At 62.3% G+C, this 26,634-nt stretch carries 17 protein-coding genes; 5 read left to right on the top strand and 12 right to left on the bottom strand.

What is annotated here, in order from left to right:
* Nucleotides 1–5 precede the first annotated feature (5 nt).
* The 4 genes from ACEW7X_RS03605 (at nucleotide 6) to ruvA (ending at nucleotide 3,129) form a co-directional block, all read left to right on the top strand.
* Nucleotides 6–248: a helix-turn-helix domain-containing protein gene (locus ACEW7X_RS03605; RefSeq protein WP_068374937.1), complete on the top strand. Its 243-nt coding sequence runs from the start codon at nucleotides 6–8 to the stop codon at nucleotides 246–248.
* A 36-nt stretch (nucleotides 249–284) separates the two neighbouring features.
* Nucleotides 285–1,877 carry a bifunctional phosphoribosylaminoimidazolecarboxamide formyltransferase/IMP cyclohydrolase gene (purH, locus tag ACEW7X_RS03600; RefSeq protein ID WP_134838094.1) on the top strand — a complete coding sequence of 531 codons (1,593 nt, stop codon included), beginning with the start codon at nucleotides 285–287 and terminating at the stop codon, nucleotides 1,875–1,877.
* Between the two features lie 6 nt (nucleotides 1,878–1,883).
* Complete coding sequence (ruvC, locus tag ACEW7X_RS03595) at nucleotides 1,884–2,432, top strand: crossover junction endodeoxyribonuclease RuvC (RefSeq protein ID WP_068374944.1); 549 nt, start codon at nucleotides 1,884–1,886, stop codon at nucleotides 2,430–2,432.
* A gap of 121 nt (nucleotides 2,433–2,553) precedes the next feature.
* Nucleotides 2,554–3,129: a Holliday junction branch migration protein RuvA gene (gene ruvA, locus ACEW7X_RS03590; protein WP_130487309.1), complete on the top strand. Its 576-nt coding sequence runs from the start codon at nucleotides 2,554–2,556 to the stop codon at nucleotides 3,127–3,129.
* 79 nt (nucleotides 3,130–3,208) lie between these two features.
* Here the strand turns inward: ruvA and ACEW7X_RS03585 are convergent, their stop codons facing one another.
* The gene (locus ACEW7X_RS03585; RefSeq protein WP_068374960.1) at nucleotides 3,209–4,492 is read right to left on the bottom strand and encodes a hemolysin family protein; all 1,284 of its coding nucleotides are present in this window, start codon (nucleotides 4,490–4,492) and stop codon (nucleotides 3,209–3,211) included.
* Between the two features lie 99 nt (nucleotides 4,493–4,591).
* The gene (locus tag ACEW7X_RS03580) at nucleotides 4,592–5,566 is read right to left on the bottom strand and encodes a threo-3-hydroxy-L-aspartate ammonia-lyase (RefSeq protein ID WP_068375099.1); all 975 of its coding nucleotides are present in this window, start codon (nucleotides 5,564–5,566) and stop codon (nucleotides 4,592–4,594) included.
* A 228-nt stretch (nucleotides 5,567–5,794) separates the two neighbouring features.
* Here ACEW7X_RS03580 and ruvB point away from each other — a divergent pair, with 228 nt between their 5' ends.
* Nucleotides 5,795–6,868 carry a Holliday junction branch migration DNA helicase RuvB gene (gene ruvB / locus ACEW7X_RS03575; RefSeq protein WP_068374963.1) on the top strand — a complete coding sequence of 358 codons (1,074 nt, stop codon included), beginning with the start codon at nucleotides 5,795–5,797 and terminating at the stop codon, nucleotides 6,866–6,868.
* Nucleotides 6,869–6,955: 87 nt separating this feature from the next.
* Here ruvB and ACEW7X_RS03570 read toward each other — a convergent pair whose 3' ends face one another.
* The 10 genes from ACEW7X_RS03570 to ACEW7X_RS03525 form a co-directional block, all read right to left on the bottom strand.
* The gene (locus ACEW7X_RS03570) at nucleotides 6,956–9,373 is read right to left on the bottom strand and encodes a membrane-bound PQQ-dependent dehydrogenase, glucose/quinate/shikimate family (RefSeq protein ID WP_420177613.1); all 2,418 of its coding nucleotides are present in this window, start codon (nucleotides 9,371–9,373) and stop codon (nucleotides 6,956–6,958) included.
* A gap of 450 nt (nucleotides 9,374–9,823) precedes the next feature.
* On the bottom strand, nucleotides 9,824–11,719 hold the full coding sequence (locus ACEW7X_RS03565; RefSeq protein WP_420177612.1) for a S9 family peptidase: 1,896 nt from the start codon (nucleotides 11,717–11,719) through the stop codon (nucleotides 9,824–9,826).
* Between the two features lie 392 nt (nucleotides 11,720–12,111).
* Entirely contained in the window at nucleotides 12,112–14,526 is a 2,415-nt protein-coding gene (locus tag ACEW7X_RS03560; RefSeq protein ID WP_153044160.1) for a PKD domain-containing protein, read from the bottom strand.
* A 48-nt stretch (nucleotides 14,527–14,574) separates the two neighbouring features.
* Nucleotides 14,575–17,406 carry a TonB-dependent receptor domain-containing protein gene (locus ACEW7X_RS03555; protein ID WP_420177611.1) on the bottom strand — a complete coding sequence of 944 codons (2,832 nt, stop codon included), beginning with the start codon at nucleotides 17,404–17,406 and terminating at the stop codon, nucleotides 14,575–14,577.
* Nucleotides 17,407–17,587: 181 nt separating this feature from the next.
* Entirely contained in the window at nucleotides 17,588–18,580 is a 993-nt protein-coding gene (locus ACEW7X_RS03550) for a FecR domain-containing protein (RefSeq protein ID WP_420177610.1), read from the bottom strand.
* A 23-nt stretch (nucleotides 18,581–18,603) separates the two neighbouring features.
* On the bottom strand, nucleotides 18,604–19,110 hold the full coding sequence (locus ACEW7X_RS03545) for a sigma-70 family RNA polymerase sigma factor (RefSeq protein WP_134838090.1): 507 nt from the start codon (nucleotides 19,108–19,110) through the stop codon (nucleotides 18,604–18,606).
* 197 nt (nucleotides 19,111–19,307) lie between these two features.
* Entirely contained in the window at nucleotides 19,308–21,938 is a 2,631-nt protein-coding gene (locus ACEW7X_RS03540) for a PKD domain-containing protein (protein ID WP_420177609.1), read from the bottom strand.
* A 34-nt stretch (nucleotides 21,939–21,972) separates the two neighbouring features.
* Entirely contained in the window at nucleotides 21,973–24,756 is a 2,784-nt protein-coding gene (locus ACEW7X_RS03535) for a TonB-dependent receptor (protein WP_134838088.1), read from the bottom strand.
* Nucleotides 24,757–24,956: 200 nt separating this feature from the next.
* A complete protein-coding gene (locus tag ACEW7X_RS03530; protein ID WP_134838087.1) occupies nucleotides 24,957–25,934 on the bottom strand; it encodes a DUF4880 domain-containing protein in 978 nt (325 codons plus the stop codon).
* 27 nt (nucleotides 25,935–25,961) lie between these two features.
* Entirely contained in the window at nucleotides 25,962–26,471 is a 510-nt protein-coding gene (locus ACEW7X_RS03525; RefSeq protein ID WP_134838086.1) for a sigma-70 family RNA polymerase sigma factor, read from the bottom strand.
* Nucleotides 26,472–26,634 lie beyond the last annotated feature (163 nt).

The following is a 26,634-nucleotide window of genomic DNA, read 5'->3' as shown; positions in this document are numbered from 1 at the left end:
TGAACATGAGCAAGCAAGATGTCCTCGAAGAATGTGTGCGCACCAGCCTGGAGCGCTACTTCGCCGACCTGGAGGGGGATGCCCCCCAGAACATGTGGAACATGGTGATGACCGCCGTTGAGCGGCCCGTGCTCGAGGTCGTCATGAAGCAGGCCGGCGGCAACCAGTCGCGTGCATCCGAAATGCTGGGCATCACCCGCAACACCTTGCGCAAGAAGCTCCAGGCGCACAGCCTGATCCCGAACTGACCGGCCCTCCGAATTCCCCTACTTTTCATTCCAACCATGAAAATCCAAACCGCCCTGCTCTCCGTCTCCGACAAAGCCGGTATTGTCGATTTCGCCCGCGCGCTGGCCGCACGCGGCATCAAGCTGCTGTCCACCGGCGGCACCGCCAAGCTGCTGGCAGAAGCCGGCCTGGCCGTGACCGAAGTGGCCCAGCATACCGGCAGCCCGGAAATCCTGGATGGCCGCGTCAAGACGCTGCACCCGAAAATCCACGGTGGGTTGCTGGCACGCCGCGACAACGCGGAGCACCTGAGCACCATTGAAGAACACGGGATCGAGCGCATCGACCTGCTGGTGGTGAACCTCTACCCCTTCCGCGAAACCGTCGCCAAGCCTGGCTGCACCTTTGCCGATGCCGTCGAAAACATCGACATCGGCGGCCCCGCCATGCTGCGTGCGGCAGCCAAGAACCATGGCACGGAAGCCGGCGGCGTGACGGTCGTGATCGACCCGGCCGACTACGGCCGCGTGCTGGAAGGCATCGACAGCCCGGCAGGCACCCCGTCCTACTCGCTGCGCCTGGAACTGGCCGGCAAGGTCTATGCCCACACCGCCGCCTATGACGGTGCCATTGCCGCCTACCTGAGCAGCCTGGCGGAAACCGCACCGGCCCAGGACGCCGCACCGGCCCGCGATGCGTGGCCCCGCACCCTGACGCTGCAGGTTCGCCGCGAACAGGCGCTGCGCTATGGCGAGAACCCTCACCAGCACGCCGCCTTCTACGTCGACCCCGTGCGCTCGGCAGGCCTGCTGGGCAACTATCGCCAGCTGCAGGGCAAGGAATTGTCCTACAACAACATTGCCGACGCCGATGCCGCCTGGGAAGCCGTCCGCAGCTTCGACAGCACGGCCTGCGTCATCGTCAAGCACGCCAACCCCTGCGGCGTCGCACTGGGCGCCAACACGTTGGCCGCCTACCAGGGCGCCTTGCGCACCGATCCGACCTCCGCTTTCGGCGGCATCATCGCCTTCAACCGTCCGGTAGACGCTGCCACGGCAGAAGCCGTCAGCGGACAGTTCGTGGAAGTCGTGCTGGCACCGGAATATGACGGCGCCGCGCTGGCCATCTTCGCTGCCAAGAAAAATGTGCGTGTACTGCAGGTGCCGCTGGGCGCCGGCCAGAACGATTTCGACGTCAAGCGCGTGGGCGGCGGCTGGCTGCTGCAAAGCCCCGACAACCACGTACTGACGCGTGACAACCTCAAGGTCGTCACCAAGCTGGCCCCCACCGAGGAACAGCTGCGCGACTTGATGTTCGCCTGGAACGTGGCCAAGTACGTGAAGTCCAACGCCATCGTGTTCGTCGCCAATGGCGCCACCGTGGGTGTGGGCGCAGGCCAGATGAGCCGCGTGGATTCGGCCCGCATCGCCTCCATCAAGGCGGAGAACGCCGGTCTGAGCATCCAGGGTTCGGCCGTGGCCTCCGACGCATTCTTCCCGTTCCGTGACGGCCTGGATGTCGTCGTGGACGCAGGCGCCAGCTGCGTGATCCAGCCGGGCGGCAGCGTGCGCGACGATGAAGTCATCGCCGCCGCCGACGAACGTGGCATTGCCATGGTGTTCACCGGCATCCGCCACTTCCGCCACTAAGACGCCATGCGCATCCTGGGCGTGGACCCTGGCCTGCGGCGTACCGGCTTCGGCGTCATCGACGTCGCCGGACCCCGCCTGTCCTACGTGGCCAGCGGCACGATCGTGGTTCCCACGACGCTGCCGCTGTCCGAACGCCTGCGCGTCATCCTCGACAATCTGCGCGAGGTGGCGCGCGACACCCGCCCGGATGTCGCTGCGCTGGAAATCGTTTTTCTCAATACCAATCCGTCTTCCACACTGCTGCTGGGCCAGGCACGCGGCGCGGCACTGTGCGCGCTGGCGGACAGCGCCCTGAGCGTGCATGAATACACGGCCCTGCAGATCAAGAAGTCTGTGGTCGGCACGGGCCGCGCCGCCAAGGAACAGGTGCAGCACATGGTGCGGCATCTGCTGGCCCTGGATGGCAACCCGGCGCCCGACTCCGCCGATGCGCTGGCCTGTGCCATCTGCCACGCGCACATAGGCGCCATGCAGGACCAGCTGGACGCCCAGGGCCACGCGCTGGCAGCGCGCCAGTTCCGGCCGGCCTACCGCAACGGCAGGCTGCGCTGAAGCGCTGCGGCAAAAACGCCGCAGCCCTTGCCGTCTCGTTTATCATCCACGCATTCCCTGCCCTGGCCGCCAGTTTTCGGTGGCTGGCGGCATACGCGCATTCACCTGAGGACGACCCGCCATGATTGGCCGCATCACCGGCACCCTGCTGGAAAAATCCCCGCCCACGATCTGCGTCGATACCGGCGGCGTGGGCTACGACATCGACGTGCCCATGAGCACGCTCTACAACCTGCCGGACGTGGGCGCCAAGGTCACGCTCTACACCCATCTGAGTATTCGCGAAGATGCGCATGTCCTGTTCGGTTTCGGCACGCCAGCCGAACGCGCCACCTTCCGCCAGCTGGTCAAAGTCACCGGCATCGGCGCACGCACGGCGCTGGGCATCCTGTCCGGCCTGAGCGTGGAGGAACTGTCGCAGGCCGTCACCCTGCAGGAAACCGCGCGCCTGACGCGCGTACCCGGCATCGGCAAGAAAACCGCTGAACGCCTGCTGCTGGAATTGAAGGGCAAGCTGGGGGCCGACCTGGGCCATGTCCAGGGCAGCGCCGCGCCCAGCAATCAGTCCGATATCCTGAATGCCCTGCTGGCACTGGGATACTCGGAACGTGAATCGCTGGCCGCACTCAAGAAGCTGCCTGCCGATGTGGACGTGTCCAGCGGCATCAAGCTCGCCCTGCAAGGCCTGGTGCGCTGAGCCGTCTCCCCTTGCGCGGCAAGGGCCGGGCGCGACTGACCGTCTGCCCGGACCGCCACAGCTTGCCGCCAGGCCATGCCTACAGCCGCGTCACCATGACCTGGTCGATGCGGAAGCTATCCACATCCATGACCTCGAAGCGGTAGCCGCCCCAACTGATCGTATCCGTGCGGCGCGGCACGCGCCGCAACATCACCATCAGGAAGCCCGCCAGGGTTTCGTACTCCCCTTCTTCTGGCAGCTCATCCAGCCCCAGCACGCGTTGCACATCCTGGATCGGCGTCACGCCGTCAATAAGCCAGGAATGGTCATCACGGCGAATGATCTGCTCTTCATCCCAGGGCGACACCAGGTCGCCCATGACCGTGCTCATGACGTCATTGAGCGTCACCAGACCGACCACCAGGCTGTATTCGTTCACGATCATGGCGAAGTCCTCGCCAACCTGGCGGAACTGCTCCAGCACTTCGGCCAGGGTCAGGCGATCCGGCACCAGCAGCACCTTGCGCAACAGGCCGGGATCATCCAGACGCAAGGGCTGGTTGTTCAAGACCCGCTGAAACAGATCCTTGGCATCGACATAGCCCACCACGTGGTCGATATTGCCGCGGCAGACCGGATAGGTGGAATAGGGCTCCGCCGCAATCCGCAGGCGGATGACGTCGTCCGGGTCGTCAATCAGGAAATAGGCAATGCGTTCGCGCTGCGTCATGGCGCTGGGCACCAGGCGCGTGCCCAGTTCGAATACATTTTCTATTACCTGCTGCTCACCGGCAGCCAGGACGCCGGAACGCGTGCCCGCTTCCGCCAGCGCCAGGATGTCGTCGGTCGTCACGCTTTCCTCGCGTCGGTCCGGCACCCGCAGGAAACGCAAGGTACGATAGGTCAGCCAGGAATAAAAGCGCACCAACGGCCGAAACAGAATAGTCAGCCACACCATGGGACGCACGACGCGGACCGCCACCAGTTCGGGCAGGATCATGCCAAGCTGGCGCGGCACCAGGTCGGTCAACAGGATGAACAACGACGTCACCAACGAGAACGACACCAGAAAGCCCAGCGTATTGGCCCAGGATGGCGTCATCCACAAGCCGAAAAAAGCGGTCAGGTAGGGATTGAAAAGCGCCTCGCCGACAATACCGCCAAGAATAGCCAGCGTATTGGTGCCTATCTGCACCACAGTGAAGTAATGGCCGGGCTGCTCCTGGGTGCGCAGGACTGCGGTCGCCCGGGAATCGCCGGCTTCTTCCAGGCGTTGCAGGCGCAGGCGCCGCGAGGCCGCCATGGAAATTTCCGCCAGCGAAAAGAAAGCACTGGCAACAATAAGCAGGACTAGCAGGAAAAGATTCTGGGTAAAACTCATAGGCTTGGATGCACGCCGCCCGACAGGACGGCTTCAGGCACGAGGGGTAAACCCCTCGTGGAGGATACCAGCTTCATGCTGCCCACGGTAGCGAGCCCCTCAGGCGGCCGCCAGGTAGCCGGCCAAGGCGGTCATATCCACATTTCCGCCGCTCAGGATGGCTGCGGCCCGCTGTCCGGGGCGCAGCGCGATCTTGCCATGCAGCAATGCGGCAGCCCCCAGGCAGCCCGTGGGTTCCACGATCAGCTTGAGCCGCTGTGCCAGGAACACCAGCGTTTCGCGCAGTTCCTCATCCGTGACCGTCACCACGTCATCGACGTCACGGCAAAGAATCGCAAACGTCCTGTCGCCCAGGTGAGTGGTAGTCGCGCCATCGGCAATCGTGCGTGGCGCGGTAATGTGGTGCAGCACGCCGGAGCGCAGGGATTGCTGCGCATCATTGCCCAGCGCAGGCTCCACACCGATCAGCCGCGCGCCTGGACGCAGGGCCCGCAAGGCCAGCGCACTGCCGGAAATCAGGCCGCCACCGCCAATAGGCGTCACGAGCAGATCCAGGTCGGTCTGGTCCTGCAACAATTCCAGCGCCGCCGTGCCCTGCCCGGCAATGACATCGGCGTGGTCATAGGGCGACAGCAGCACCCGGCCTTCGTCCCGGACGAAAGCCTCTGCCATGGCGATACGGTCATCCTTGTAGCGGTCATAAGTCAGAACCTGCCCGCCATAGCCTTCGGTAGCCGCCCGCTTGGCCATGGGCGCATCAGCCGGCATGAGGATCACCGCATGCGTGCCCAGCAGCCTGGCGGCCAATGCCACCGCCTGCGCATGGTTGCCGGAAGAATAGGCCACCACGCCAGCCCGGCGCTGCTCTTCGCTCAGGCGCGCGATCGCGTAGTAGGCGCCCCGGAACTTGAACGCCCCGGTACGTTGAAAATTCTCGCACTTGAAAAACAGCTGCGCCCCCGCCCGAGCGTCCGCCAATGGCGAGCGCAGCACCGGCGTGCGATTCACCACGCCATCCAGTACGGCGCTCGCGCGGATCACGTCCTGGTAATTGGGAAGGTCTAAAGCGGTCATTTCCTGACAATCGTCCTGCATGAAAAACGCACGGCACCCAGGCAGGGCCCCCTGCCAGGTCACGCCGTGCGAAACCATCATCGTGCCACAAACCGCGCAAGGTGGTACATGTTGCGGCACAAAAACACTGCATGAATCCCGTGCTTCCGGCTCTCGGCAGGATCAGCAGAAGATTCACTGGACATATCATCAGGTGCTACCATGGCAACTGGACAGAAATCGTGCGCCATGGCCATCCAATCAGACTCCCTCTCCGCCCGCAGCGAGACCACCCGCCTGGTCACGCCCCATGCCGTCACACCGAATGAAGAATCGGTGGAGCGTGCCCTGCGTCCCAAGGCACTGTCCGACTATGTCGGCCAGCAGCGCGTACGCGACCAGCTCGACATTTTCATCCAGGCGGCGCGCAACCGCGGCGAAGCGCTGGATCACGTGCTGCTGTTCGGCCCGCCGGGCCTGGGCAAGACCACGCTGGCCCACATTGTCGCCCACGAAATGGGCGTGCAGCTGCGCCAGACCTCCGGCCCCGTGCTGGAACGCCCGGGCGACCTCGCCGCGCTGCTGACCAACCTGGAACGCAATGACGTCCTGTTCATCGACGAAATCCACCGGCTGTCTCCCGTGGTCGAGGAAATCCTCTACCCCGCGCTGGAAGACTTCCAGATCGACATCCTCATCGGCGAAGGCCCGGCGGCGCGCAGCGTCAAGCTCGACCTGCAACCCTTCACGCTGGTGGGCGCCACGACACGCGCAGGCATGCTCACCAACCCGCTGCGCGACCGCTTCGGCATCGTGGCGCGGCTGGAGTTCTACAACGCGCAGGACCTGACCCACATCGTCACGCGCAGCGCCGGCCTGCTGCAAGCCACCATTACTCCCGAAGGGGCCGCCGAAGTCGCACGGCGCTCACGCGGTACGCCCCGCATTGCCAACCGGCTGCTGCGGCGCGTGCGCGACTACGCTGAAGTCAAGGGTGGCGGCATCATCTCGGCGGAAATCGCCCAGGCCGCGCTCGGCATGCTGGAAGTCGATCCGCAAGGCCTGGACCTGATGGACCGCAAGCTGCTGGAAGCCATCGTGCACAAATTCGATGGCGGCCCGGTCGGCGTGGACAGCCTGGCTGCCGCCATCGGCGAAGAGCGCGACACCATTGAAGATGTCATCGAACCCTACCTGATCCAGCACGGCTTCCTGCAGCGCACCTCGCGCGGCCGGATTGCCACGCAGACCACCTGGCGCCACCTGGGGCTGACGCCGCCGCCAGGCACCATGAGCAGCACGGGCAGCCTGTTCGATATCTGACCCGCCACGGTTGCAGGGCTTCAGCCGCACAGGCGGCTTCCAGTATCAGCCTGCCGCCGCAGCGGCAGGCTCTCCCAAGGATGGCGGTCAGTCAGGCAAGGCATAGGCCATGACGTAATCCCCGCGATCCGGCTGGCCGCGTGAACCACTGGCCGTAAAGACAATGTACTGCTTGCCGGTTTTGGGAGACACATACGTCATTGGCGTTGCCTGCCCGCCAACCGGCAGGCGCTCTTTCCAGACTTCCTTGCCTGTCCTGGCATCCATGGCGCGCACGTAGTAATCCTGTGTGCCGGTAAAGAAAACCAGGTCGCCCTGGGTAGCCAGGCCTGCGCCCATGGTCGGCATACCGACCGGCACGGGCAGGTGCGTCTTGATACCCATCGGCCCGGAATCACGTGTGGTGCCCAGCGGAATCTGCCAGACGATCTCGCGGGTTTCCAGGTCTATGGCCGTCATCGTGCCCAGCGGCGGCGGCGTGCACGGCACGCCCAGGCCGGACATGAAGTTGGTCAGGCGGTTGATGTAGGGCGTGCCGAACTGCGGATAATTCCCCAGGCCGCCAAAATACTGCGGGTCATTTTCCGGGTCGCGCGGCACCAGCCAGGAAACAATCGCCGTGCGGATGTCGTTGACGATCAAGTAGTTGTGCTTCTCGTCGACAGTGGCGCTGCCCCAGTTGAAACCGCCCAGGTTGCCGGGATACTGGATGATGGGATGCGTGGACTGCGGCGTGAAGTCGCCGTCATAGCGTGCCCGCTTGAAAGCAATGCGGCAGGCCAGCTGATCCAGCATCGTCATGCCCCACATATCGCTTTCCTTCAGTACCGGATGACGGATGGCCGGCATGCCCACGGAATAGGGCTGGGTCGGACTGATGCGCTCGCCCTGCGGCAGGTCGTGCGTGGGCACAGGCTTCTCCACCACTTCCGCAATGGGCTGCCCGGTACGCCGGTCGAGCATGAAGATCTCTCCACGCTTGGTCAGCTGGATCAGCGCGGGCGTCACCCCTCCCTTGCCATCAGGGATGTCATAGAGCGCCGGCTGCGACGGCAGGTCGTAATCCCAGAGGTCATGGTGTACCGTCTGGTAATGCCATTTTTCCTTGCCGCTCACATAGTCGAGCGCCACCACGGCCGAACTGTATTCGTCATCCGCCTCGGTACGGTGGCCGCCCCAGAAATCCGGCGTCGCATTGCCCAGCGGCAGATAGACCATGCCCAGGTCTTCATCAGCCGCGATTGACGTCCAGACATTCGGCGTGCCCTTGGTATAGGTTTCCCCCGGTGGCGGCAATTTGGTGATGGCCGGATTGCCCAGATCCCAGGCCCAGATCAGCGCACCGGTACGCACGTCGAAACCGCGTACCACGCCCGAGGGCTCGCCCACCGCCTGATTGTCCTTGACCCGCGCCCCTACCACGATCAAGCCGTTCTCGATCACCAGCGGCCCGGTATTGTTGAAGTAAAAACGCGGGTCGAAGTCTCCCAGCCCGGTGCGCAGGCTGATGGCGCCATGTTCACCGAAGTCCTCGCAAGGCTTGCCGGTACTGGCATCCAGGGCCATCATTCGAGCGTCGGCAGTGGTGAGATAAATACGCTGTTCGCATGCCCCCTGCGGCAAGGAGGCAGACGGCGGCACGCCCTCGAAGATCGCCCGCTTGGGTGCATAACTGTTCTTCGCCAGATCGGCATACCCCAGGCTGCGGCAACGCAGGAATTCAGGTCCGTCACCCTTGGGGTCGAAGGACCACTTCTGTTCGCCGGTATCCACGTCCAGCGCCAGCACCCGGTTGCGGGGCGTGCAGACATACAGCGTATCGCCGATCTGCAAAGGCGTGTTCTGGTCTTCGTACTGACCGGTCGCAATGTCACCGGTATGCGCAGACCAGGCCAATTTCAGCTTGCCGACGTTATCCGCATTGATCTGCGAAATCGCCGCGTAGCGGCGGCCAGCCTCGCTGCCGGCGTAATGCGTCCAGTCCCTGGGTGCATCGGCCTGTTGTGCGCCCTCACGCGCTTCGCCGCGCGCCAGTTGTCCAGCGGAAGGCTCTGTGACGCCGTGCGGCACCAGCATCAGGCCCAGCATCGCGACCAGCACCAGTGCGCAAACCGCCCCCAAGGGCCGCCCGAGGCGCGCCCAGGCGCCGGACTCGGCATTGCGTCGAGCAAAGGGCGCCGTCCAGAACACCAGCATCCCCAGCCCCACAGGCAGCATGATGCGCGGGAACCACTGCCAGAATACGTTGCCGGCTTCCCAGGCCGCCCAGCCCGTGCACAGCAACAACGAGACCAAATAGACCCAGGCACCCGCCGAACGGCGTACAAACAGCAAGGCCGCGGCCACCAGCCACAACAGGCCGATAACGATATACGCGGCGCTGCCCCCCAGCGCGACCAACTGTGCGCCTCCGTACAACAGATAGAGTGAGATCAACAGCAGAAAGACACTGACCAGCCGGAGCCAGAAGACCTGGCCACGGCTCGGTGCCATCGAAGCAGTCATGGCGATTCCCTTGCAAGTGTTGAAAGACTTCCCCCCTTGCACCAGGCATCCGAGGGACGATTTGCCGCACGCCAAAAAGAGCGCCTGCTCTTCCCGGGCACGCGGCCCGGCCCTGGCAAGCCCATCGCACTGCACGGCCTGCCACGGCTCGCACAACAACGCATGATCAAAGATACTGCTGCCTGCCCACCGCGAACAGGGGGCTTTTGTAAAGAGAGGCATCAGGAACGGCGGCATCGCCCCGATTCCATCCAGCCCCCTACCCCAACACCAGCCATTCGCGAGCCTGGCTGGCGTACCGACGCAAAAAAGGGGCGGAATTGCTTCCGCCCCTTTTTACTGTCGCATCCTGCCAAGCACAGCGACCATGGTCATGCAGCCCTTGCACTGCTGCCTGGCTGGCAACCAGCCTGGCAGCCGGCCCCGCCATGCAAAAGCCTGGCTAAGGGTTCAAGGCTTCAGGTACTTTTTCAGGAAGGCTTCCATGGCGGCGTAGAACTCGAACTTGTTCTCGTCATTGTGGAAACCATGGCCTTCGTTGTCCTTGACCATGTACTCCACATCCACGCCACGCTGGCGCAGCGCTTCAACCATCTGGTCGCTTTCCGCCTTGTTCACGCGCGGATCACGGGCGCCCTGGGCCACGAACAACGGGGTCTTGATCCGGTCGGCATGCAAGGCCGGGGACGTTGCCGCCAGGCGTTCCTTGTCACGCACGGGGTCGCCCACCATGTCCCGCATTTTTTCCAGCATGGGCTTCCAGTACGGCGGAATCGTTTCCATGAAGGTGAACAGATTCGACACCCCGACATAATCCACGGCGGCCGCATACAGATCCGGCGTGAACGCCACCCCTGCCAGCGTGGCGTAACCGCCATAGCTGCCGCCATAGATACCCACGCGCTTGGGATCGGCAATCCCCTGCTCGATCAGCCATTGCACGCCATCGGTAATATCATCCTGCATGGCCAGACCCCATTGGCCAAACCCGGCTTCCCAGAATTCGCGGCCATAACCCGTGGAGCCCCGGTAGTTCATTTGCAGCACGCAATAACCGCGATTGGCCAGGAACTGCACTTCCGGGTTGTAGCCCCAGCTGTCACGCACCCATGGCCCGCCGTGCGGGTTGACAATGCACGCCAGGTTCTTGGGCTCGCGGCCGACCGGCAGCGTGAGATAGCCATGAATCGTCAGGCCGTCGCGGCTCTTGTACTGGATGGGCCTGCTTTGCGCCATTTGCCCTTCGGGCAGCGCAGGGTTGATGTCCGCCAGCTTGGCGAGCTTGTCGGCCTTGGCGTCATACAGATAGCGCGAACCCGGCGTGCGGTCGTTGTAGGCGGCCACGATGAAAATATTCTCGTCGCGGCTATGGCCTTGCAAAGCCACTTCATAGCCTGGCAAATGACGGCGCAACGCAGCATCCAGCGCACGCGTCGGCTCATCGAAGAAATGCTCACGGGCCTTGTCGGTCTCCCAGGAAACCTCGGTCAGCACCTTGCGCAGGCGCGAATACGACGCGCCGCCGATATCCACTTCGTCATGGGCATAGACCAGCTCTTCGGCATCCGGCTTGGCCGGGTCGATAATGACCAGCGCAGACTTGTCGCGCCCGCGATTGCTGAGCGCGTACATCTTCTTGTTGTCGAAGGTGAAAAACAGCGGGCTGACTTCCGTGCGGTAGTTCGTCGTGATCAGCGGCTTGAATTCATCGGCTTCGCGGTCGCGATACAGCAAGGCGGTTTCCAGGCCATCGCTGGCCACCGCCACGCGCACCTTGCCCTGGTGGTCTGTCAGCCAGCCCACGATATTGCCCGGATTGGAAGCCACCAGTTCCGACTTACCCGTGCGCACGTTGACACGGTACACATCGAAGACTTCCGGCTGGCGCTGGTTGTGCGTCAGCAGTACGTGGTCGGGGTCATCTTCCAGGTCGTCGATGATGCCAGCGCGCACATTCTCGAACGGCGTCAGGTCACGTACGTCTCCGGTCTTGGCATCAACGGCAAGCACGTGAAAGTTCTCATCACCGCCGAAATCCTTGGAAAACAGGATGGTATCCGAGCCTTTCCAGAAGTAGCCGCCGATATCCCTGGCAGTTTCGGACGTCAGGCGGCGCGGTTCGCCCGCAGGCGCCAGGCCATCGAGCGCCTGCACGAAAATGTTCATGCGCGGCGGCTGGCCATCCACCGCCACCGGCTGCATGAAGCCCAGCGATTTGCCATCATCCGCCAGGCGGAAATAGCCTTTCTCCGGGTTGCGGAAGAAATCCTGCAGGGGAAATTGGGGCGCCACCTGAACAGGAGGCCGGGAACTCGGGGAGGGATCAGTCGCTGCGTTGGCGGTCATGGAAACAGTCATGAAAAAGGAAAAGAAACATGCCAGGGCACGAAACGGAGGACGCGTTAGCACGATGGAATTGCCCTTCTAGGAAAAGCGGTTTGCATTGTTGCCAGATGGCCGCCCGGCGCTGACAGCAGGGCTGGAACTGGCCTGACTTTCTATGCGACAAACGAAAACGGTAACAGTTCCAGTCTAACGCATCGCCTCCCCAATCACATTTCAGTCCATTGCGAAAGCCCGCCAGGCTTGATCACCGGTGCGCCGCCATGGCCTGCGCCGCCCTGCCATGCGCCCGCGCCCCTGCCTGGGCCGCAAAAAAATCGCCAGGCCTTTTTCAAGGCCTGGCGATCACGCGCCCGGCGGCCGTCCCGGTCAAGGAGACGGCTGTTCAGCGGGCATCACTTTTTGGGCTTGAACCCGTTTTTCACATGGAAGCGGAAATCCGGACGTTCCTGGATCTCGAAGAACCATTCCGCGTCGGTATTCGGACTGGTATTGGTGTCACGCAAAGCGAAACGCACCGAGGTCCCCTGACGAATGATCTGGCCATTTTCCAGCCCATCCACATAGACTTTGCCATCTCCCGTCCCATCGCCGCTCTGGGACGTTCCCAGGCCGGTCACGGTGTAGTCCCCGCCAAAGGCCGTCAACGTATAGAACAAGGACTTATTCCAGTTGCTGGCCGCATTGAAGTTCGTATAAATCTGATGGCTGTGCGGCAAGGCCTGTTGAATACGGACATTGTCGGAACCCGGCTGCGCCGCCTCCGGCTTCGCGCCCGTCGCATTGAATTCCAGCAGCAGCGTCGGGAAGTTCTGGCGTTCAACAGCCTTGAAATGCTTCACCACAGGTTCGGAGCGAGCCATGCCATCGCTGGTGACAAAAGTGGCCGTATACATGCCCGGCTTCTCCACTTTGATCAAGCCTGACTGGCTCAGGATTGCATCCGCAGACCCATTGCCTTCTGGCTGTTCCAGCGACCACAGGTGGTACAGATTGTCGCTATCAGGGTCTATGACGCCATTTGCCTGGAGTCTCACCTGGACACCCGCCACTATGGGCTGATCTTCAGATCCCAGCGCGAAATCAGGGCAAACCGTATATTTGTTATGAAAACTGCCATCCACGCACTGCCCGGCGGCGGCGACCACTGGCGGATTATTCTTGGACTTGGCCTGGCCCCTGGCGTACATCACATGACTGGCCTTGGAGCGCGCGCCTTTGCTATCCGTCACCACCAGGGTAGCCATATAGATGCCCGGCTTATCGGTCACCACATAACTCGCGATCTTGTCGCTGTTCTGAAGCACAGCCTTGCTGTCGTCGGGGCGATCTATCAAGGTCCACTGGTAAAACAGTTCGTCGCCATCCATGTCCGCGCTGCCTGTCGCATCAAACACCAGCCTGTCGCCTATCAGCACGGTTTGGATCTTGATCGTTGTGATGGCCGTCGGCGCACGGTTGGGCGCATCCTTGACCGTCAGCTCCGTCAACTCAGGATCGCTGCGCAATTTCGAGCCGCCGGCTTCCTCGGAAATCAGTTCGATGACATATTTGCCCAGCTTCGTCGGCGTAAACGACATGAACGAATGCTGTTCGGACAGATCGGGAGGCGTGAAATCGGCGGGCGTTTCCACCCAGCGGAAATAATGAGTCAGTGCTTCGCCATCCACGTCATAAGATACCGGTGATAGCCAGACCGGGTCCGAGCTTCGCTGGATATCGCGAGGCGCCTCCGGCGGCAGGAGACGGGCCACCGGTTTGCTATTGGGCACGCCCGCAGGCTTGGTGGTCTTGAACTTGACAGAGGTATCGGCTGTTGTCGTCCCGTCAAACGCAATCAGCTGAACCGACCAATCGCCCGACACATCCGGCGTAAAGGTCATTTTTTCACCCGCAAAGACTTGCTCGGGTGATTGGCGGGAAGCCTGCGGCTGCGAGAGGCCAACCACGCTGTAACCGGCGCCCGGGCTGTTATGGAACAGATACCAGCGGTAGCTGAGCTTGTCGCCATCGGGGTCGGTCGATGCGCTGGCATCCAGCACCACCGGCACACCGCGCTCGAATTGGTACCGGTAAGGCGGTTCGTCATTGGTGGGGGTGACCGCCGCGCCTCCTGCCGTCAGAACCTTGGCAACCGGAACAGGCGGCCGGTTGGTGGTTTTGATATTCACTTCCAGCTGGCGCGGCTCACTGGCCTGGCCATTATGGCTCACGCTCAAGGTCACCTGATAGCGCCCTTCCTTATCTGCGACAAAGCTGGGTTTGGCAGCGGCGGCATCATTAAGGACGGCCTGGCTGCCCTCGGGCGCCACGAGCGTCCACTGATATTGCAAGCTGCCCGTGGATCCGGTCGGCGCAACACTGCCGCTGCCATCCAGAATGACGGTTTGCCCCAGGCTGGCCTGGCCCGGCGCTTCGATAACGGCAACCGGCACATCCGTCGTCGCCGTAATGGTCACCGTATCCGGCACGCTGGCGCCAGTATTGTCACTGACCGTCAGGCTTGCCTTGTAATGACCCGGCATATCCGCGGTAAAACGGGGCTGCATGACATCGGCGGCGCTCAGGATCGCGCCGCTGCCCGGCGGCTGCTGTGTCATGGACCAGGCGTAAACCAGCGCGCCGCCCTCCGAACCATTGACGCTCGCGCCGCCATCCAGCGTCACGACGCTGCCCATTTTCACCGTCTGGGCCGCGCCCGCCTTGGCAACAGGGGCCGTGCGTGACGGACCGTCATCACCGCCACCGCCTCCGCACGCGGCAAGCGCGACAGGCAAGCTCAGCATCACAAAATAACTCTGTAGTTTCATAAGTGTCTCTATTAAAGGAAAGACAGCACGGCCATCAGGCGCCGGGCCTCAGAAATTCATGGTCACGCCCAGCCGCGCCGTGCGGCCAGGCGCAGGCACCAGGCCCAGGCTAAGCGGGTCCAGGTAGTACTGATCCGTCAGGTTGTCGATATTGAAATCGACCGAAAAAGCATCGCTGAAGCGATAGCTGGCATAGACATCAACCAATTGATAGGCATGCCACTGCACCGGCTGGACAAAACCACGGGCGGTGTCGTTGTTGAAGCGCGGCACTTGATTGCGCTTGCCCATCAGGGTGACCCGCGCGCCGACATCCAGCTTGCCTTCGAACAGGCGAGTGCCCAATTGCAGGCTGGCATGCCACTTGGGCGGGATCATGTCGTTGAAATAGGACGTGGCCAGGCCGTAATCCGTGCACTCGTGAATACGGTTGCTGCCGCCAATCTGGCAGACTTCGACAAAGTTGTAGCGCGTCCCGGACAAGCGTGTGTAAACCCAGCCCGCGTCATAATCCAGGGTTGCTTCCATGCCGCGCACCTTGACGCTTTCCACGTTACGCATGACAAAATCTTCGCCCGAATCTTCCCAGGTATTGGGGAAAGTGCGGGTCAGATAGTTTTTGGTGTGATTGCGGAAATACGCCAGTTTTGCCGCCAGCCTGTCATTGCTGACCAGCACCCCTTCAGTCAGCAGATTCATGCCAACCTCCCGGTTGATCGCATGCTCCGGCTTCAGGGCCACATCCTGGAGCGGCGCAGCCGACCAGCCCCGGGTGGACTCAAACAGGCTGGGCATGCGATAGGCCTCCGCATGGCGGGCATAAAACTGCAGCCCATTCATCCATGGCTCCCAGCTCACACTGAAAATAGGCGAAGTGCCGCTGGTGCGCACGTCATAGTATTGAGGATGGTCGCAAGGCCCAGTCCAGCCGCACTGCTCGGGCGGCACCGAAACTTTTCCCCCTTCGCAGCGCCCGTCAGCCCCAACCGACGTGCAAATCTCGGTATGGCGCGCCACCATGCGCTTGTTATCGTGACCACGCGCCCGCTGATAGCGCAGCCCGGCGTTCAGATTCCATTCCGGCGCGGGTTGCCAGTTCCAGTCCACAAACAGACTGGTTTCGTGGCGATAGCCGGAACGGCCCGAGGCGTAGAGCGCCTCGACACCCGGCTGCACCAGGCCGATATCCTCGCGCTGGTAAGAGCCGCCGTAATTCAGGCGGTGCTCCCCCAGAAACGTAAACTGCGATTCATTCGACAGGTCAGCGCCAAAGCGTTTGTAGCGTTCTTTTTCCGGGTCTTTTTCCTGGACGACTTGCCCGAGTTCATCCGAATAATTCCGGTTGACGCTGTCTGTATGGGTGTACCAGACACCGGTTTTCAGGTGAATCAGTGACGAGTCTGCGGGATCCCACTCATAGCGCGCGGTGGCAGTCTGCGCGGTCACTTCGCTGTTGCTGGTCTGGCGGATTTTGTCGAACCAGAGCAACTGCGAGGGCATCAGCTCGCCGTACTCGCTGTGATAACGCAAGTAGCTCAGTTCGACCTGCTGGTCCGCAGGCAGGCGCAGCTTGCCTTTCAGCAGTTGTGAATCACTGTTGCTATTGCTGTTGATGACCTGTTCGCCGCCATAGAAGCGCGTGGCGCCCTGATAGCCGATGGTGACCTTATCCAGAAACGGCTCGGACTCTTTGGCATAAGTCAGCTCAGGCGTCGGGCCATGTTTGCCGGCATAGTAAGTGCCCTGCCGGCGCTTGGAGTATGCGGCCACCAGATCAAGCGATTCAGTGCGCCAGGCTCCGGCGATGCTGGCGGCATAGCTGTAGGGGTCGAGCAAGGCTGGCCGGTCAAAAGCGCTTTCCGTCCGGTGGCTGTCCGGCATGGCAAACTGGCCGCCGCACACGGAAGGCACGGCGCAATTATCGTGAAACTTGCCGGTGTTCTGCACCCCGCCGGCCGTTCCCGGTGCGGGCGCGGCGCTGCTGTTGCCCGAGGTGCTGCCGCGCACGCGTATGCCCCAATCCTTGCCATCACGGATGATGTCGTCCGCATTGATGGTACGCATGGCCACCACGCCGCCAGTCGCCCCCACGCCGCCCACGCCATTGACCGGGCCTTTGCTGATTTCTATGCCGCCGATCAGGTCGGGATCCACATACGAACGGGACGATACGCCGGAGTAGCCGCGATAGACCGTGGTTTCCTGGCGTGCGCCATCCACCAGCACCGGCACCCGGCTTTGCCCCTGCATACCGCGGATATTCACATCCAGGCCGCCCGAGTTGCGGTTTTCGCCCACCAGCACGCCAGGCGTGCCCTGGAAAATATCGCCGATGGAGGTGCCGCGAAAGCGCTCTATGTCATCACGCGACAGATAGCTGACCGAGGCCGCCGTCCGATAGACCTCATCCTGCGGCCGGTGCTCGCCCTGCACGATGACGGTATCCAGCTCGGAAATGCCGGCATGTGGCGCGGGTTTCAAGGCGTAGCCGTTGGCACGCCGCTCGATCTCGAACCCGGTACCAGCAAGAATACGGGCAAAGCCCTGGGTCACGCTGAAATCCCCTTGCAAGCCCTGGCTGTGCAAGCCATCCAGCATCGCGGGATCAAAGGACAAGGGCACGCCAGCGCGCGCGGCAAATTCAGCCAACACATTGCTGAGCGTATCAGCAGCAATAACGTAGGACTGGCGAGGCGCCGCCCCCGGGGCGGCAAGCGCCTGGGCCTGCACCTCCATCTGGCTGCCGACCAGCATCGAAGCGCTCAACCCCAGCAGCACGTATCCCAGCCGGCTGGCGAGGACATGCCTGACATGGGCGCGAAGCGCCGCGCCCGGCGCAAGGCGGCGAATGCCCGGCCCTGCAATTGACAACTTGTTCACGTTTCATCCCTAGTGCTACGGAACCACGCGGCCAGCCAGGCCAGCCCGAGTTCCTTCACCTCATATACCGGATGAAAAGAGAACAGGTATCACTATGTTTTTTTATTTCTTCCATGGCGGCCCGGCAAACAATGCCGCCTCTGCCGCCAACCGCTGCTCCTTGCGGAGCCTGCGTGCGCTTTCAGCCCGCTTCGTCCTGCATCACCAGCGTGACCCAGTAGCGGGTGCGACGCAGCGCGTGCACAGGCAAGGTTTCGGCCAGCAATGCCAGGCTGGCATCGGTGTCGTCCACCGGGAAGGCACCCGATACCCGCAGGCCGGCGGCACGCTCTGAACAGCGCAGCAAGCCATGGCGATAGCGCCCCAGTTCCTGCAACAATTCCGCCAGGGGCATGTCGCGCACCAGCAGCATGCCATTGCGCCACATCAGCGCCGTTTCATCAACAGCCTGCGCCTGCGGCTCGCCATGCGCTCCAAACTTCAAGGACCGGCCTGGGGACAGAACCGCCAGCTGCGTCTCGCTGCCGGTACGCCTCACCAGCACCTGCCCCTCGAAAACTGCCACCTGGGTGCTGTCTTCATACTGCCGCACGCTATAGTGCGTTCCCAGGGCCTGCGCCGTGCCCTGCCCGGTCTGCACCAGGAAGGGCCGGGCATGCGCCTGAGTGTCCGGCTGCGTACGTATGAGGATTTCCCCAGCCAGCAGCCTCACCCTGCGCTCCGTGGCGCTGAACTGCACTTCGATGGCGCTAGCCGTATTCATGACGGCCAGACTGGCATCGGGCAGGATAATCTCGCGGATTTCACCGATACCGGTACGGTAATCCGCAGACAATTTCCAATGCGCCGGCGTATGGCGCAGAGACATCCAGGAGGCCGGCGCGATGATGGCCAATGACCCCAGGCCTGCCAGCATGCGCCGACGGTTGCGCCGGCGCTGCTCCATGCTGGCCGCCATTTCGGGAATCAGGCGTTGCCCCAGGGATTCCGGCACCTGCTCGAAGGTTCCCAGCACCACCTGCACGCGTCGCCAGGCTTCCGCATGCTGGCGGCTGCGTTCGCACCATGCCTTGAAACGACGGACTTCCTGGCTGTTCAGATCCCCTTCCTGCATGCGCATCAGCCAATCAGCGGCCTCGCCCAGCACGTCACCCGGAATGTCCTCTGCAGCCATGATTGTCCTCGTGGCGCTGCGGCTCACGCCAGCTCCAGGCAAGCGATCCAGGCGCGGCGCATATGGCGCTTGACCGAAATTTCGGCCATCCCCAGACGTTCACCGATCTCCGCATATTTCAGGCCGTCGATACGCGACAGCAGGAAAATCACACGAGTCTTCTCGGGCATGCCGGCCAGCATTGCATCTATGCGCAGCAGGGCTTCGCGTACCAATGCGATGTCTTCGGGCGAGGACACCAGAGGCTCGGGCTGGGCGGCCAACGCATCCAGGAAAGCCTGCTCGACAGCGCGATGACGCCAATGGTCGATCAGCAGGGCCTTGGCAATATGCGCCAGCAATGCCCGCGGTTCTTTATCCTGCTCCAGCGGCCTGCCGCGCGCCAACAGCCGCACGAAGGTATCCTGCGCGAAATCCGCCGCATCCACCGGTGATTCCACGCGGCGCTTCAACCATCCGACCAGCCAGCCGTAATGGCTGGCATAGAGCGTCTGCAAGCTGTCTTTGCCCGCCGTGGAACTTGAAGTCATGTCTGGCCTGCCTAACCGGGATAGAGAATAGGCTGATTATGATAATGCTTCCCATTGAATAAATCTGGAATCCGGAACAGTTCCTGCGCCGGGTATGTGCACAGGAACAACAAACCGCCAGGTCACGGGTGTGGTCTGGCGGTCGTTCAAACCCTCGGATAGCTGCCGGCAACAAGCGCCGGCAGTTCGTCACGGCATCATGGCAGGAAGGGAACATCCAGACGCTGCGAACGCGTGAAGCGGCCGGTAATGTCCGAACCCGTGCTGTTCTGCGTCAGCAGTTCCGGCACATGGAAGACCCAGGTGTAGTGGTACATATCCCCGCTCTGGGTATTCTGGCGGGTGCGACGCGGCGGCGACGGCGGCAACCGCAGCCCGAACACCACAGACTCGCCAGCCCGGATCACGGTCGGCAGATTGACGAACTCGGGCAGGTAGCTGGCCGAATTGGGGAAGTCGCCGGTATAAGCCGGCTGGCCCTCGGCCGCCGGATAGAACAGCTTGACCGAGCGTTCGACTTCCTTGATCGTGTAATCGCGGCCCACCGCTGTCAGCCGGTAGTACTCCATCACACCGCCCTGGCCGTATTCCTCATAAGAAGGCTTGCACGTGAAGGCGCACTCCCACTGGGTGTAATTCCCCTGATCCAAACGGTACAGCACATTGAAACCTTCACGGCCAGCTTCGCCCAGCTGCGGCGTCCAGTCATTGGCTGGCGACGCATGCTCCAGCTTCAGCGTGCTGAAGTCGGCAGGTTGCGGCTCTACCCTGACCGTCAGCGTTTGCGGTTCCGTCAGTTCAAAGCTGTCCGATACCTGCAGCGTGAATTTGTAATCGCCGGGAATCCGAAAATCGCACAATTGCACACCAATATTGCCGCTGGCACCGACCTGGCCGGTATAGGAACGCTGAAAATCGCTGCCGGCCGGCTGCTCCAGGGTAAGGTCGTAAAACAGCGTGTCGCCGTCAGGATCGTGGGCCCGCGCCGAGACCGTGAAGTTGTCGAAACTGCCGCGCCGCGAAGCATCCATGGTCTGGCATGAACCGGTAGAGTCCTTGCCCAGCGTGTAGACATACAAGCCGGTTTCGCTATCCAGGCCTGGCGAAGTACCAGTCAGAACGTTGTAATTCACGCCCAGGAAACGCACAACCGGCTTGTTGTTGGTCTTTTTCGCCATGATGGTGCCGGTCACCGGCATGGCGCTCCATTCGGATTCCTTGCTCGGCGTCCCGTCATTGTCCGTGACGATCAATTCAGCCGTGAAGGCGCCGGCCACGTCCGGCACGAAGCTCGTGCGCGCGGCAGTCGGCGCGCTGAATTCCGCAGTGCTGCCCTTTGGCCGGGTAACCCAACGCCACTGGTATTTCAGGCCCAGCGTGCCGTCGTTGGGGTCAGAGCTGGTCGAACCGTCGAACCAGGCCTCGCTGCCCACCATGACTGCCGGGAAATCAGTCTTGACCGAGGCCGTCGGCCGCTTATTGGCCCCCGTGCGCACATGAATGGTCTGGGTCACACGCTGGCTGTCCATCTGACCGTCATTGACGGTCAGGTAAATCGTGTAATACCCCTCCACCGGTGTGCCGGTGGCCTTGCCATCGGCCGTCGGAATGAAGGAAACGCTGGCGCTGTTCGCCCGACCGCTGAGATCGGTCTTGTTGAAGCCGACAGGCGTTTCGCCCCATTCCCACTTGTAGCTCAGCTTGTCATCATCCAGGTCGTAGGAATCGCTGTAGAAATAGGCATAGCCCCAGACACTCATTTCAGCTTCGTTGAGCGGATAGTATTCACGCAGGTGTGCGACTGGCGGAGTGTTCTCCGCCCCTTCCGGCTTGGTGAGCGTGACCGTCGCGGTTCTCGCCTGGCTGCGCGCCACGCCATCAAACACGTGCAGCTGCACGGAATAGATCCCTGCACGGTCCGCATGGAAGGTCGGCGTGGCCGAATCCGCATTTTCCAGGCGCGCATTGGAGTACGGCATGTATTTGCCGTTGTTGATATCCGGATATGGCACCAGGGTCCAGGTGTAGCTCAGCGCATCGCCATCCGCATCCGAACTCTGCGATCCATCCAGCTGCACGCCCTGGCCCCGCACTCCGGCATACTTGCCGTTCTCACCGCCCACATGGGACACGGGTTGAGTATTGGCCTTGGTTACGTCGACGGAGATAACGAACTCGCTGCTGGAGCGGGCGCCATACAGCACGACCAGCTTGGCCAGGTACAGGCCATCGGTGGCAGGAATGAAGCCGGGCCGCGCGGACTTGCTGTCGAACAACTGAACTGCCGCGCCCTTGGGGTCGGTGACATTCCACTGATAGACCAGGCCGCTCGGATCGCCGCCAGCCGGCGGCTGGCTGTAACTGGCATCCAGCTGCACCCAGCCGTCCACCAGTTCGTTCATCAGGGTCGTCGGGCCATCCGCGATCGGGTCCTTGTTGCCCGCCATGACCACCACCCGGGCGTGATCGCTGCTGGCACTGCCATTGCTGACAACCAGATCCGCCTCGTAGCGGCCAACCTTGTCGGCCACGAAGCTCGGACGCGCGCTGGTCGCACCCTGCAGTTCGGCCGTGCTTTCGGCCGGCTTGTCCACCAGCGTCCACTGGTAGCCCAACGTGCCGGAAGGCGTGGTGCTCAAGCTGCCATCCAGCGTCACCGTGCTGCCTGCCGCCACGCTTTGCGTGGTCCCGGCGTTGGCCACGGGACGGCCCTGGCCCGAGTTGCCGTTGCCGCCCGTCTCCAGGCCGCCAGCATGATCGCCGCCGCAAGCGGCGACCAGCAGCGCAGACCCCAGGCCTGCAAACAGATTTCTCAATGAAATTTTCATGACATGTAGTTCCTTTTCCGCCCGACCTGAGGCGTCAGAATTGCAGGGTTCCGCTCAATCTGGCAGTGCGCCCGGGGGCAGGCACCAGGCCCAGGCTGAGCGCATCCAGGTAATAGCGATCCGTAAAGTTGTCGATATTGAAGTCCAGGCTGAAATGGTCGTTGACGCGCCAGCTCGCGAAGAAATCGAACACCTTGTATTCGTGCCACATCACCGGACGCAGGAATCCGTTCTTGGTGTCGTCATGGAAAGTGCCCATGTTGCGCTGGCCCATGAAGGTGCCGCGAACCCCCATCGTCAGGCGCCGGTCGAACAGCCGCGTACCCACCTTGGCCGACGCGTGCCAGCGCGGCGGAATCATGTTGTTGAAATAACTGTTGGCCACCCCGTAATTGGTGCAGTCGTAGCGGCGCAGGCTGCCGTGGTGGCACACCTCGATCTTCTGGTACTTGGTGCCGCCCAGCTCCATGAAATACGGGCCGGTGTCGTACTCCAACAGCAATTCCGTGCCATGCACGCTGACACTGTCGATATTGCGCAGGCGGAAGAAGTCGTTGCTGTTGCCGGAAGGCTGCTCCCAAAGATTGACCGAGGTACGAGTGAGGTAATCCTTGGTGTGATTGCGGAAGTACGCCAGCTTCACCCGGAACTTGTCCTTGTCGGTCAGCAGACCGTCATGCAGGATGTTCAGCCCGATTTCCCGATTTTTGGCATGTTCGGGCTGCAGTTCGATATCCAGCGTTGGCGACACCGACAGGCCCTGGGTGCTTTCGAACAGGCTAGGCATACGGAAGGCCTCGGCATAGCGAGCGTACAGTTGCAAGCCGTCCAGCGGTTCCCAGGTCAGGCTGGCCAGCGGCGCCGTGCCATGGTTGCGCGACCGGTTGTAGACCGGATCGCACTGGCCGTCGCCGTTCGTGTCCACGCACAAGGGGTTATCCTGCTTGAGCGCCTGCGGCTTGTGGTCTTCTGCCTTGTAGCGGGTATGCCGCAAACCCGCATCCATCGTCACCTGCGGCAGCACCTTCCATTTGAACGCGACGAAGGCGCTGTACTCGTGCCGCTCCCCGTCTCGTACATCCTCAGGGCGGGTATTGGTCCAACCACCTGAAGAATTGCCTACCGGTTTAACATCCTCGCGCTGCAAAGAAAAACCGTAGCGCAATTCTGGCTCACCCCAGGCGGCAAAACGCGAGGTATTGGTAAGATCCAGGCCGGTACGCTTGTACAGCTCTGCAACGTCGCTGCTGCCTTCGGTGTAGCTCTGGTCGCCAATTTCGAAGTAGTAGAAGGTATTGGCGCTGTTGGTACGGGTATGCCAGAGATTGGCGCGCAGGTCGATGAGCGCATTGTCGACCGGCTGCCAGCGGTAGCGCGTGGTATAGGTATTGGCCGTCACATGGCTGTTATCGGTCTGGCGCACGCTGCCGAACCAAAGTAATTGCGACGGCATCAATTCACCGTAATCGCTCTGGTAGCGCATCCAGCTCATTTCCAGTTCCTGGTCTGCCGGCAGAAAGACCTTGGCCTTCACCAGCGCAGAGCGGCTGTCATAGTTGCTGTTGACGATGCGTTCGCCCGCCCGAAACCGGGTGGCGCCCTCGCGCGAGGGCCGGACTTCGGTATAGAACGGTTTCTTGACCGTGTCCGACAGGTCCATATAGGGCGTGGGGCCATGGGTGCCCGCGTAGTAATTGCCCTGGGTACGCTTGGCGACTGCCGCCACGAGGTCCACCTTGTCGAAACGCTGGGCGATGGCCAGGCTGCCCGCCCAGCTTTTCGGCATGTACCAGGATGGCCGGTTCATGCCGACATCCGGCGCAAAGCTGTCCGGCAGCTCATAGGTACGAGGCTGACCGGGATGCTGCTGGCTGCAGATATCGGGCCGGGCGCAATCCGTGCGGTAAACGCCATCGTCACCGAAATTCCCCAGGTGATAGCCGGCAGGCGTGCCCGGCGGTGGCGCCGAACCGCTGTTGTTGCCGATGGCCTGGCCCCGCACACGGATACCAAAGCTGTTGTCATCCATGACAATATCGTCGGCATTGATGGTCCGCATGCTCACCAGCCCACCAATTGCGCCAGTGCCGCCAGCGTCCATCGTCGGCCCCTTGTCTATCTGGATGCCACCGATGAGGTCGGGGTCGATATAGGTGCGTGACGAGACCCCGGCATAGCCCCGGTACACCGTGGTTTCCTGGCGCGAACCGTCCAGCAGCACCGGTACGCGGCCCTGCCCCTGCATCCCGCGGATATTGATGTCCAGGCCGCCTGAGTTGCGGTTTTCCCCGACCAGCACGCCGGGAATGCCCTGGAAAATATCGCCTACCGAAGTGCCACGGAACAGTTCGATATCTTCACGCGTCAGGTAATTGACCGAACCAGCCGTGCGATACACCTCATCCTTGGGCGAAGGCGCATCAGCGGTCACTTCCACGGTATCGAGGACGACTGGCCGGCTCGCTGAGGTTGGAACCGGTTCCAGCAACCAGCCGCCGCGTTCCAGCCGCCTGGCCTGCAAGCCGGTGCCGCGCAGCAATTGCGCCAGCCCCCGCTCCAAGCTGTAGCTGCCTTGCAGACCGGAAGTACTTTTCCCTGCAGCCAGCCTGGCATCGTAGGAAATCAAGCCGCCGGAAATGCGGCCGAAAGTTGCCAGCGCCTGATCCAGCGGCCCGGCGCCAATCTGGAAATCATGCAGACTGTCCGCCTGCGCGGCAGCTGCGGGCTGTGCGCTGGCGCCTGCGCTGTGCCCCAGCGCAGCGGCGCAGCACAACAGCGTGGCAAGCACCACGCCCGGGCGCATTGCTGGCGCTGGCATTTGTCTGAAACTCCGTTTTTTCATGCTGCAACGGGACAGGCCCGCCCCTGGAAAGTGTCGTATTACCTAACCTGACACGCGACACGAAAAAACAGCTCACTTTTTTATCCCAGGCCCGCTACCACCGGAGCCGGCCAGGACATCCCGCCTGGCCTGCGTCTGGCGGCCACATCCAGCCTTGGCAACACCGCGCCTGACGTTCAGCGGGCTTCGACGGTAACCCAGTAATCCGTACGTTTTTTCACGACAACGGGTAACGCCCGGACCAGCGCCGCCAGCGCGCGCTCGGTATCTGCCACAGGGTAGGAGCCGGAAATTCGCCAGTCGGCGATCTCCGGCGCGCAGCGCAGAATGCCATGGCGATAACGGCCCAGCTCGGCCAGGAAACGTGACAAGGGCATATCCACTGCAATCAGCATGCCGTCGGTCCAGGCACTGGCATGAGGCGGCAAGGCCTCCAGACCGGCCGCCGCCGCCCTGGAAAAACGAGTCTGCTGCCCAGCCTGCACCAGATAGCTCGCCTGCAGGTCATCGGCCGGACTGATCTCCACACTGCCCGTGAGCACGCCGGCCCGGCAGGCTGTCGATTCATCCCGGACAAGAAAACTCGCCGCTGGGGTACGCAGGGCTCCGTAGGCCGTACGCAACCTGAAGGGCGCCACGAGGCCCGCCGCAGTGGTAATCATGATTTCCCCACGGCGCAGCACCAGGATATAGCCCTGCTCATCGGCCAACAGGTCCACCGCAGAATCGGTATTGAGCAGCAGGCGCGAACCATCAGGCAGCGTCGCAGCCTGCAGCTCGCCGATGCCACTGATATAGGCGCCGCCGAAACGCCAGTTGAAAATCTCGCGCCCGCCCAGCGCCACCAGGCCCAGCCCCGCCATGCCACCCAGCAACTTGAGGTTGCGGCGCCTGACACGCCCGGAAGCATCCAGGGCATGCATGGCAACCGGTGCAGAATCCAGCACACCCAGCCGGCGGTTGACCTGTTCAATACGCTGCCAGGCGGATTCATGCGTCGGGCTGGCGGCGCGCCAGCGTTGCCATGCCAGCCGCTGGCGTGCAGGAAAATCACCGGACTGCATGCGCAGCAGCCAGTTCAAGGCCTCGCGCGCGGCCCCCGGAGTGACCTGCCCGGCGGTTTCGCTTTCATTCAGTATCTGTTTTTCCGCCATGCCCGCTCCCTTGCCTCGTACCGAATGTCAGTCCAGCAGGTCCGCAAAATAGCAGCGCTGCGCAGCAACCAGAATGCGGCGTTTTACTGTCGCAATCGAAATATCCAGGGCTTGCGCAATTTCGGCGTGCGTCATGCCATCAACCTGGGCCATCAGGAAAGCCTGGCGCGCCTGGCGCGGCACGCCGGCCAGCAGCCTGTCCACCTCCTGCAGGGTTTCGAGCGCGATGGCGCGGGTTTCGACTGAGGGCGCCATGGCTTCCGGCAGGCTGGCCAGGGCTTCCAGATATGCCCTTTCCAGAGCCTGGCGGCGGAAATAATTGGCCAGCAGGTTCTGCGCGATGGTTGTGAGGTAGGCCCGCGGTTCCTTGATCCTGTCCAGTTCGCGCGATGTCAGCACCTGCACGAACGTGTTCTGCACCAGATCTGCCGCCTCTTCGTTATTGCCCAGCTTATTGCGCAGGCGCACCAGCAGCCAGCGGTGATGCGCCACATACATGGTTTCGGCGATGGCCGCCGCGTCCGCCGGTTGACTCATGAAGCACGCTCCAAGCGCATAGACTGAAAATCAGGATTGAGAATTATACTCATCCATATTTTCCAATGCAGCCGGAATCCACTTGCTCTTGGGGTTGGCACTGCATTCTGTTGCATCAATGCAATCGAGGGCGAGAAGCACAAAACGTCTGCGCCCCCAGCGC

Origin of the sequence: Kerstersia gyiorum, assembly GCF_048595715.1 — a bacterium.
GTDB classification, from domain to species: domain Bacteria; phylum Pseudomonadota; class Gammaproteobacteria; order Burkholderiales; family Burkholderiaceae_B; genus Kerstersia; species Kerstersia gyiorum.
The sequence above is the reverse complement of the archived record's forward strand: the minus strand, read 5'-3'. Positions and strand labels throughout refer to the sequence as shown.

Bases quoted from the DNA above. Each gene is read 5' to 3' on its own strand.
- ACEW7X_RS03605 (WP_068374937.1), top strand. From the start codon at position 6: ATGAGCAAGCAAGATGTCCTCGAAGAATGTGTGCGCACCAGCCTGGAG.
- purH (WP_134838094.1), top strand. From the start codon at position 285: ATGAAAATCCAAACCGCCCTGCTCTCCGTCTCCGACAAAGCCGGTATT.
- ruvC (WP_068374944.1), top strand. From the start codon at position 1,884: ATGCGCATCCTGGGCGTGGACCCTGGCCTGCGGCGTACCGGCTTCGGC.
- ruvA (WP_130487309.1), top strand. From the start codon at position 2,554: ATGATTGGCCGCATCACCGGCACCCTGCTGGAAAAATCCCCGCCCACG.
- ACEW7X_RS03585 (WP_068374960.1), bottom strand. From the start codon at position 4,492: ATGAGTTTTACCCAGAATCTTTTCCTGCTAGTCCTGCTTATTGTTGCC.
- ACEW7X_RS03580 (WP_068375099.1), bottom strand. From the start codon at position 5,566: ATGACCGCTTTAGACCTTCCCAATTACCAGGACGTGATCCGCGCGAGC.
- ruvB (WP_068374963.1), top strand. From the start codon at position 5,795: ATGGCCATCCAATCAGACTCCCTCTCCGCCCGCAGCGAGACCACCCGC.
- ACEW7X_RS03570 (WP_420177613.1), bottom strand. From the start codon at position 9,373: ATGACTGCTTCGATGGCACCGAGCCGTGGCCAGGTCTTCTGGCTCCGG.
- ACEW7X_RS03565 (WP_420177612.1), bottom strand. From the start codon at position 11,719: ATGACCGCCAACGCAGCGACTGATCCCTCCCCGAGTTCCCGGCCTCCT.
- ACEW7X_RS03560 (WP_153044160.1), bottom strand. From the start codon at position 14,526: ATGAAACTACAGAGTTATTTTGTGATGCTGAGCTTGCCTGTCGCGCTT.
- ACEW7X_RS03550 (WP_420177610.1), bottom strand. From the start codon at position 18,580: ATGGCTGCAGAGGACATTCCGGGTGACGTGCTGGGCGAGGCCGCTGAT.
- ACEW7X_RS03545 (WP_134838090.1), bottom strand. From the start codon at position 19,110: ATGACTTCAAGTTCCACGGCGGGCAAAGACAGCTTGCAGACGCTCTAT.
- ACEW7X_RS03540 (WP_420177609.1), bottom strand. From the start codon at position 21,938: ATGAAAATTTCATTGAGAAATCTGTTTGCAGGCCTGGGGTCTGCGCTG.
- ACEW7X_RS03535 (WP_134838088.1), bottom strand. From the start codon at position 24,756: ATGCCAGCGCCAGCAATGCGCCCGGGCGTGGTGCTTGCCACGCTGTTG.
- ACEW7X_RS03530 (WP_134838087.1), bottom strand. From the start codon at position 25,934: ATGGCGGAAAAACAGATACTGAATGAAAGCGAAACCGCCGGGCAGGTC.
- ACEW7X_RS03525 (WP_134838086.1), bottom strand. From the start codon at position 26,471: ATGAGTCAACCGGCGGACGCGGCGGCCATCGCCGAAACCATGTATGTG.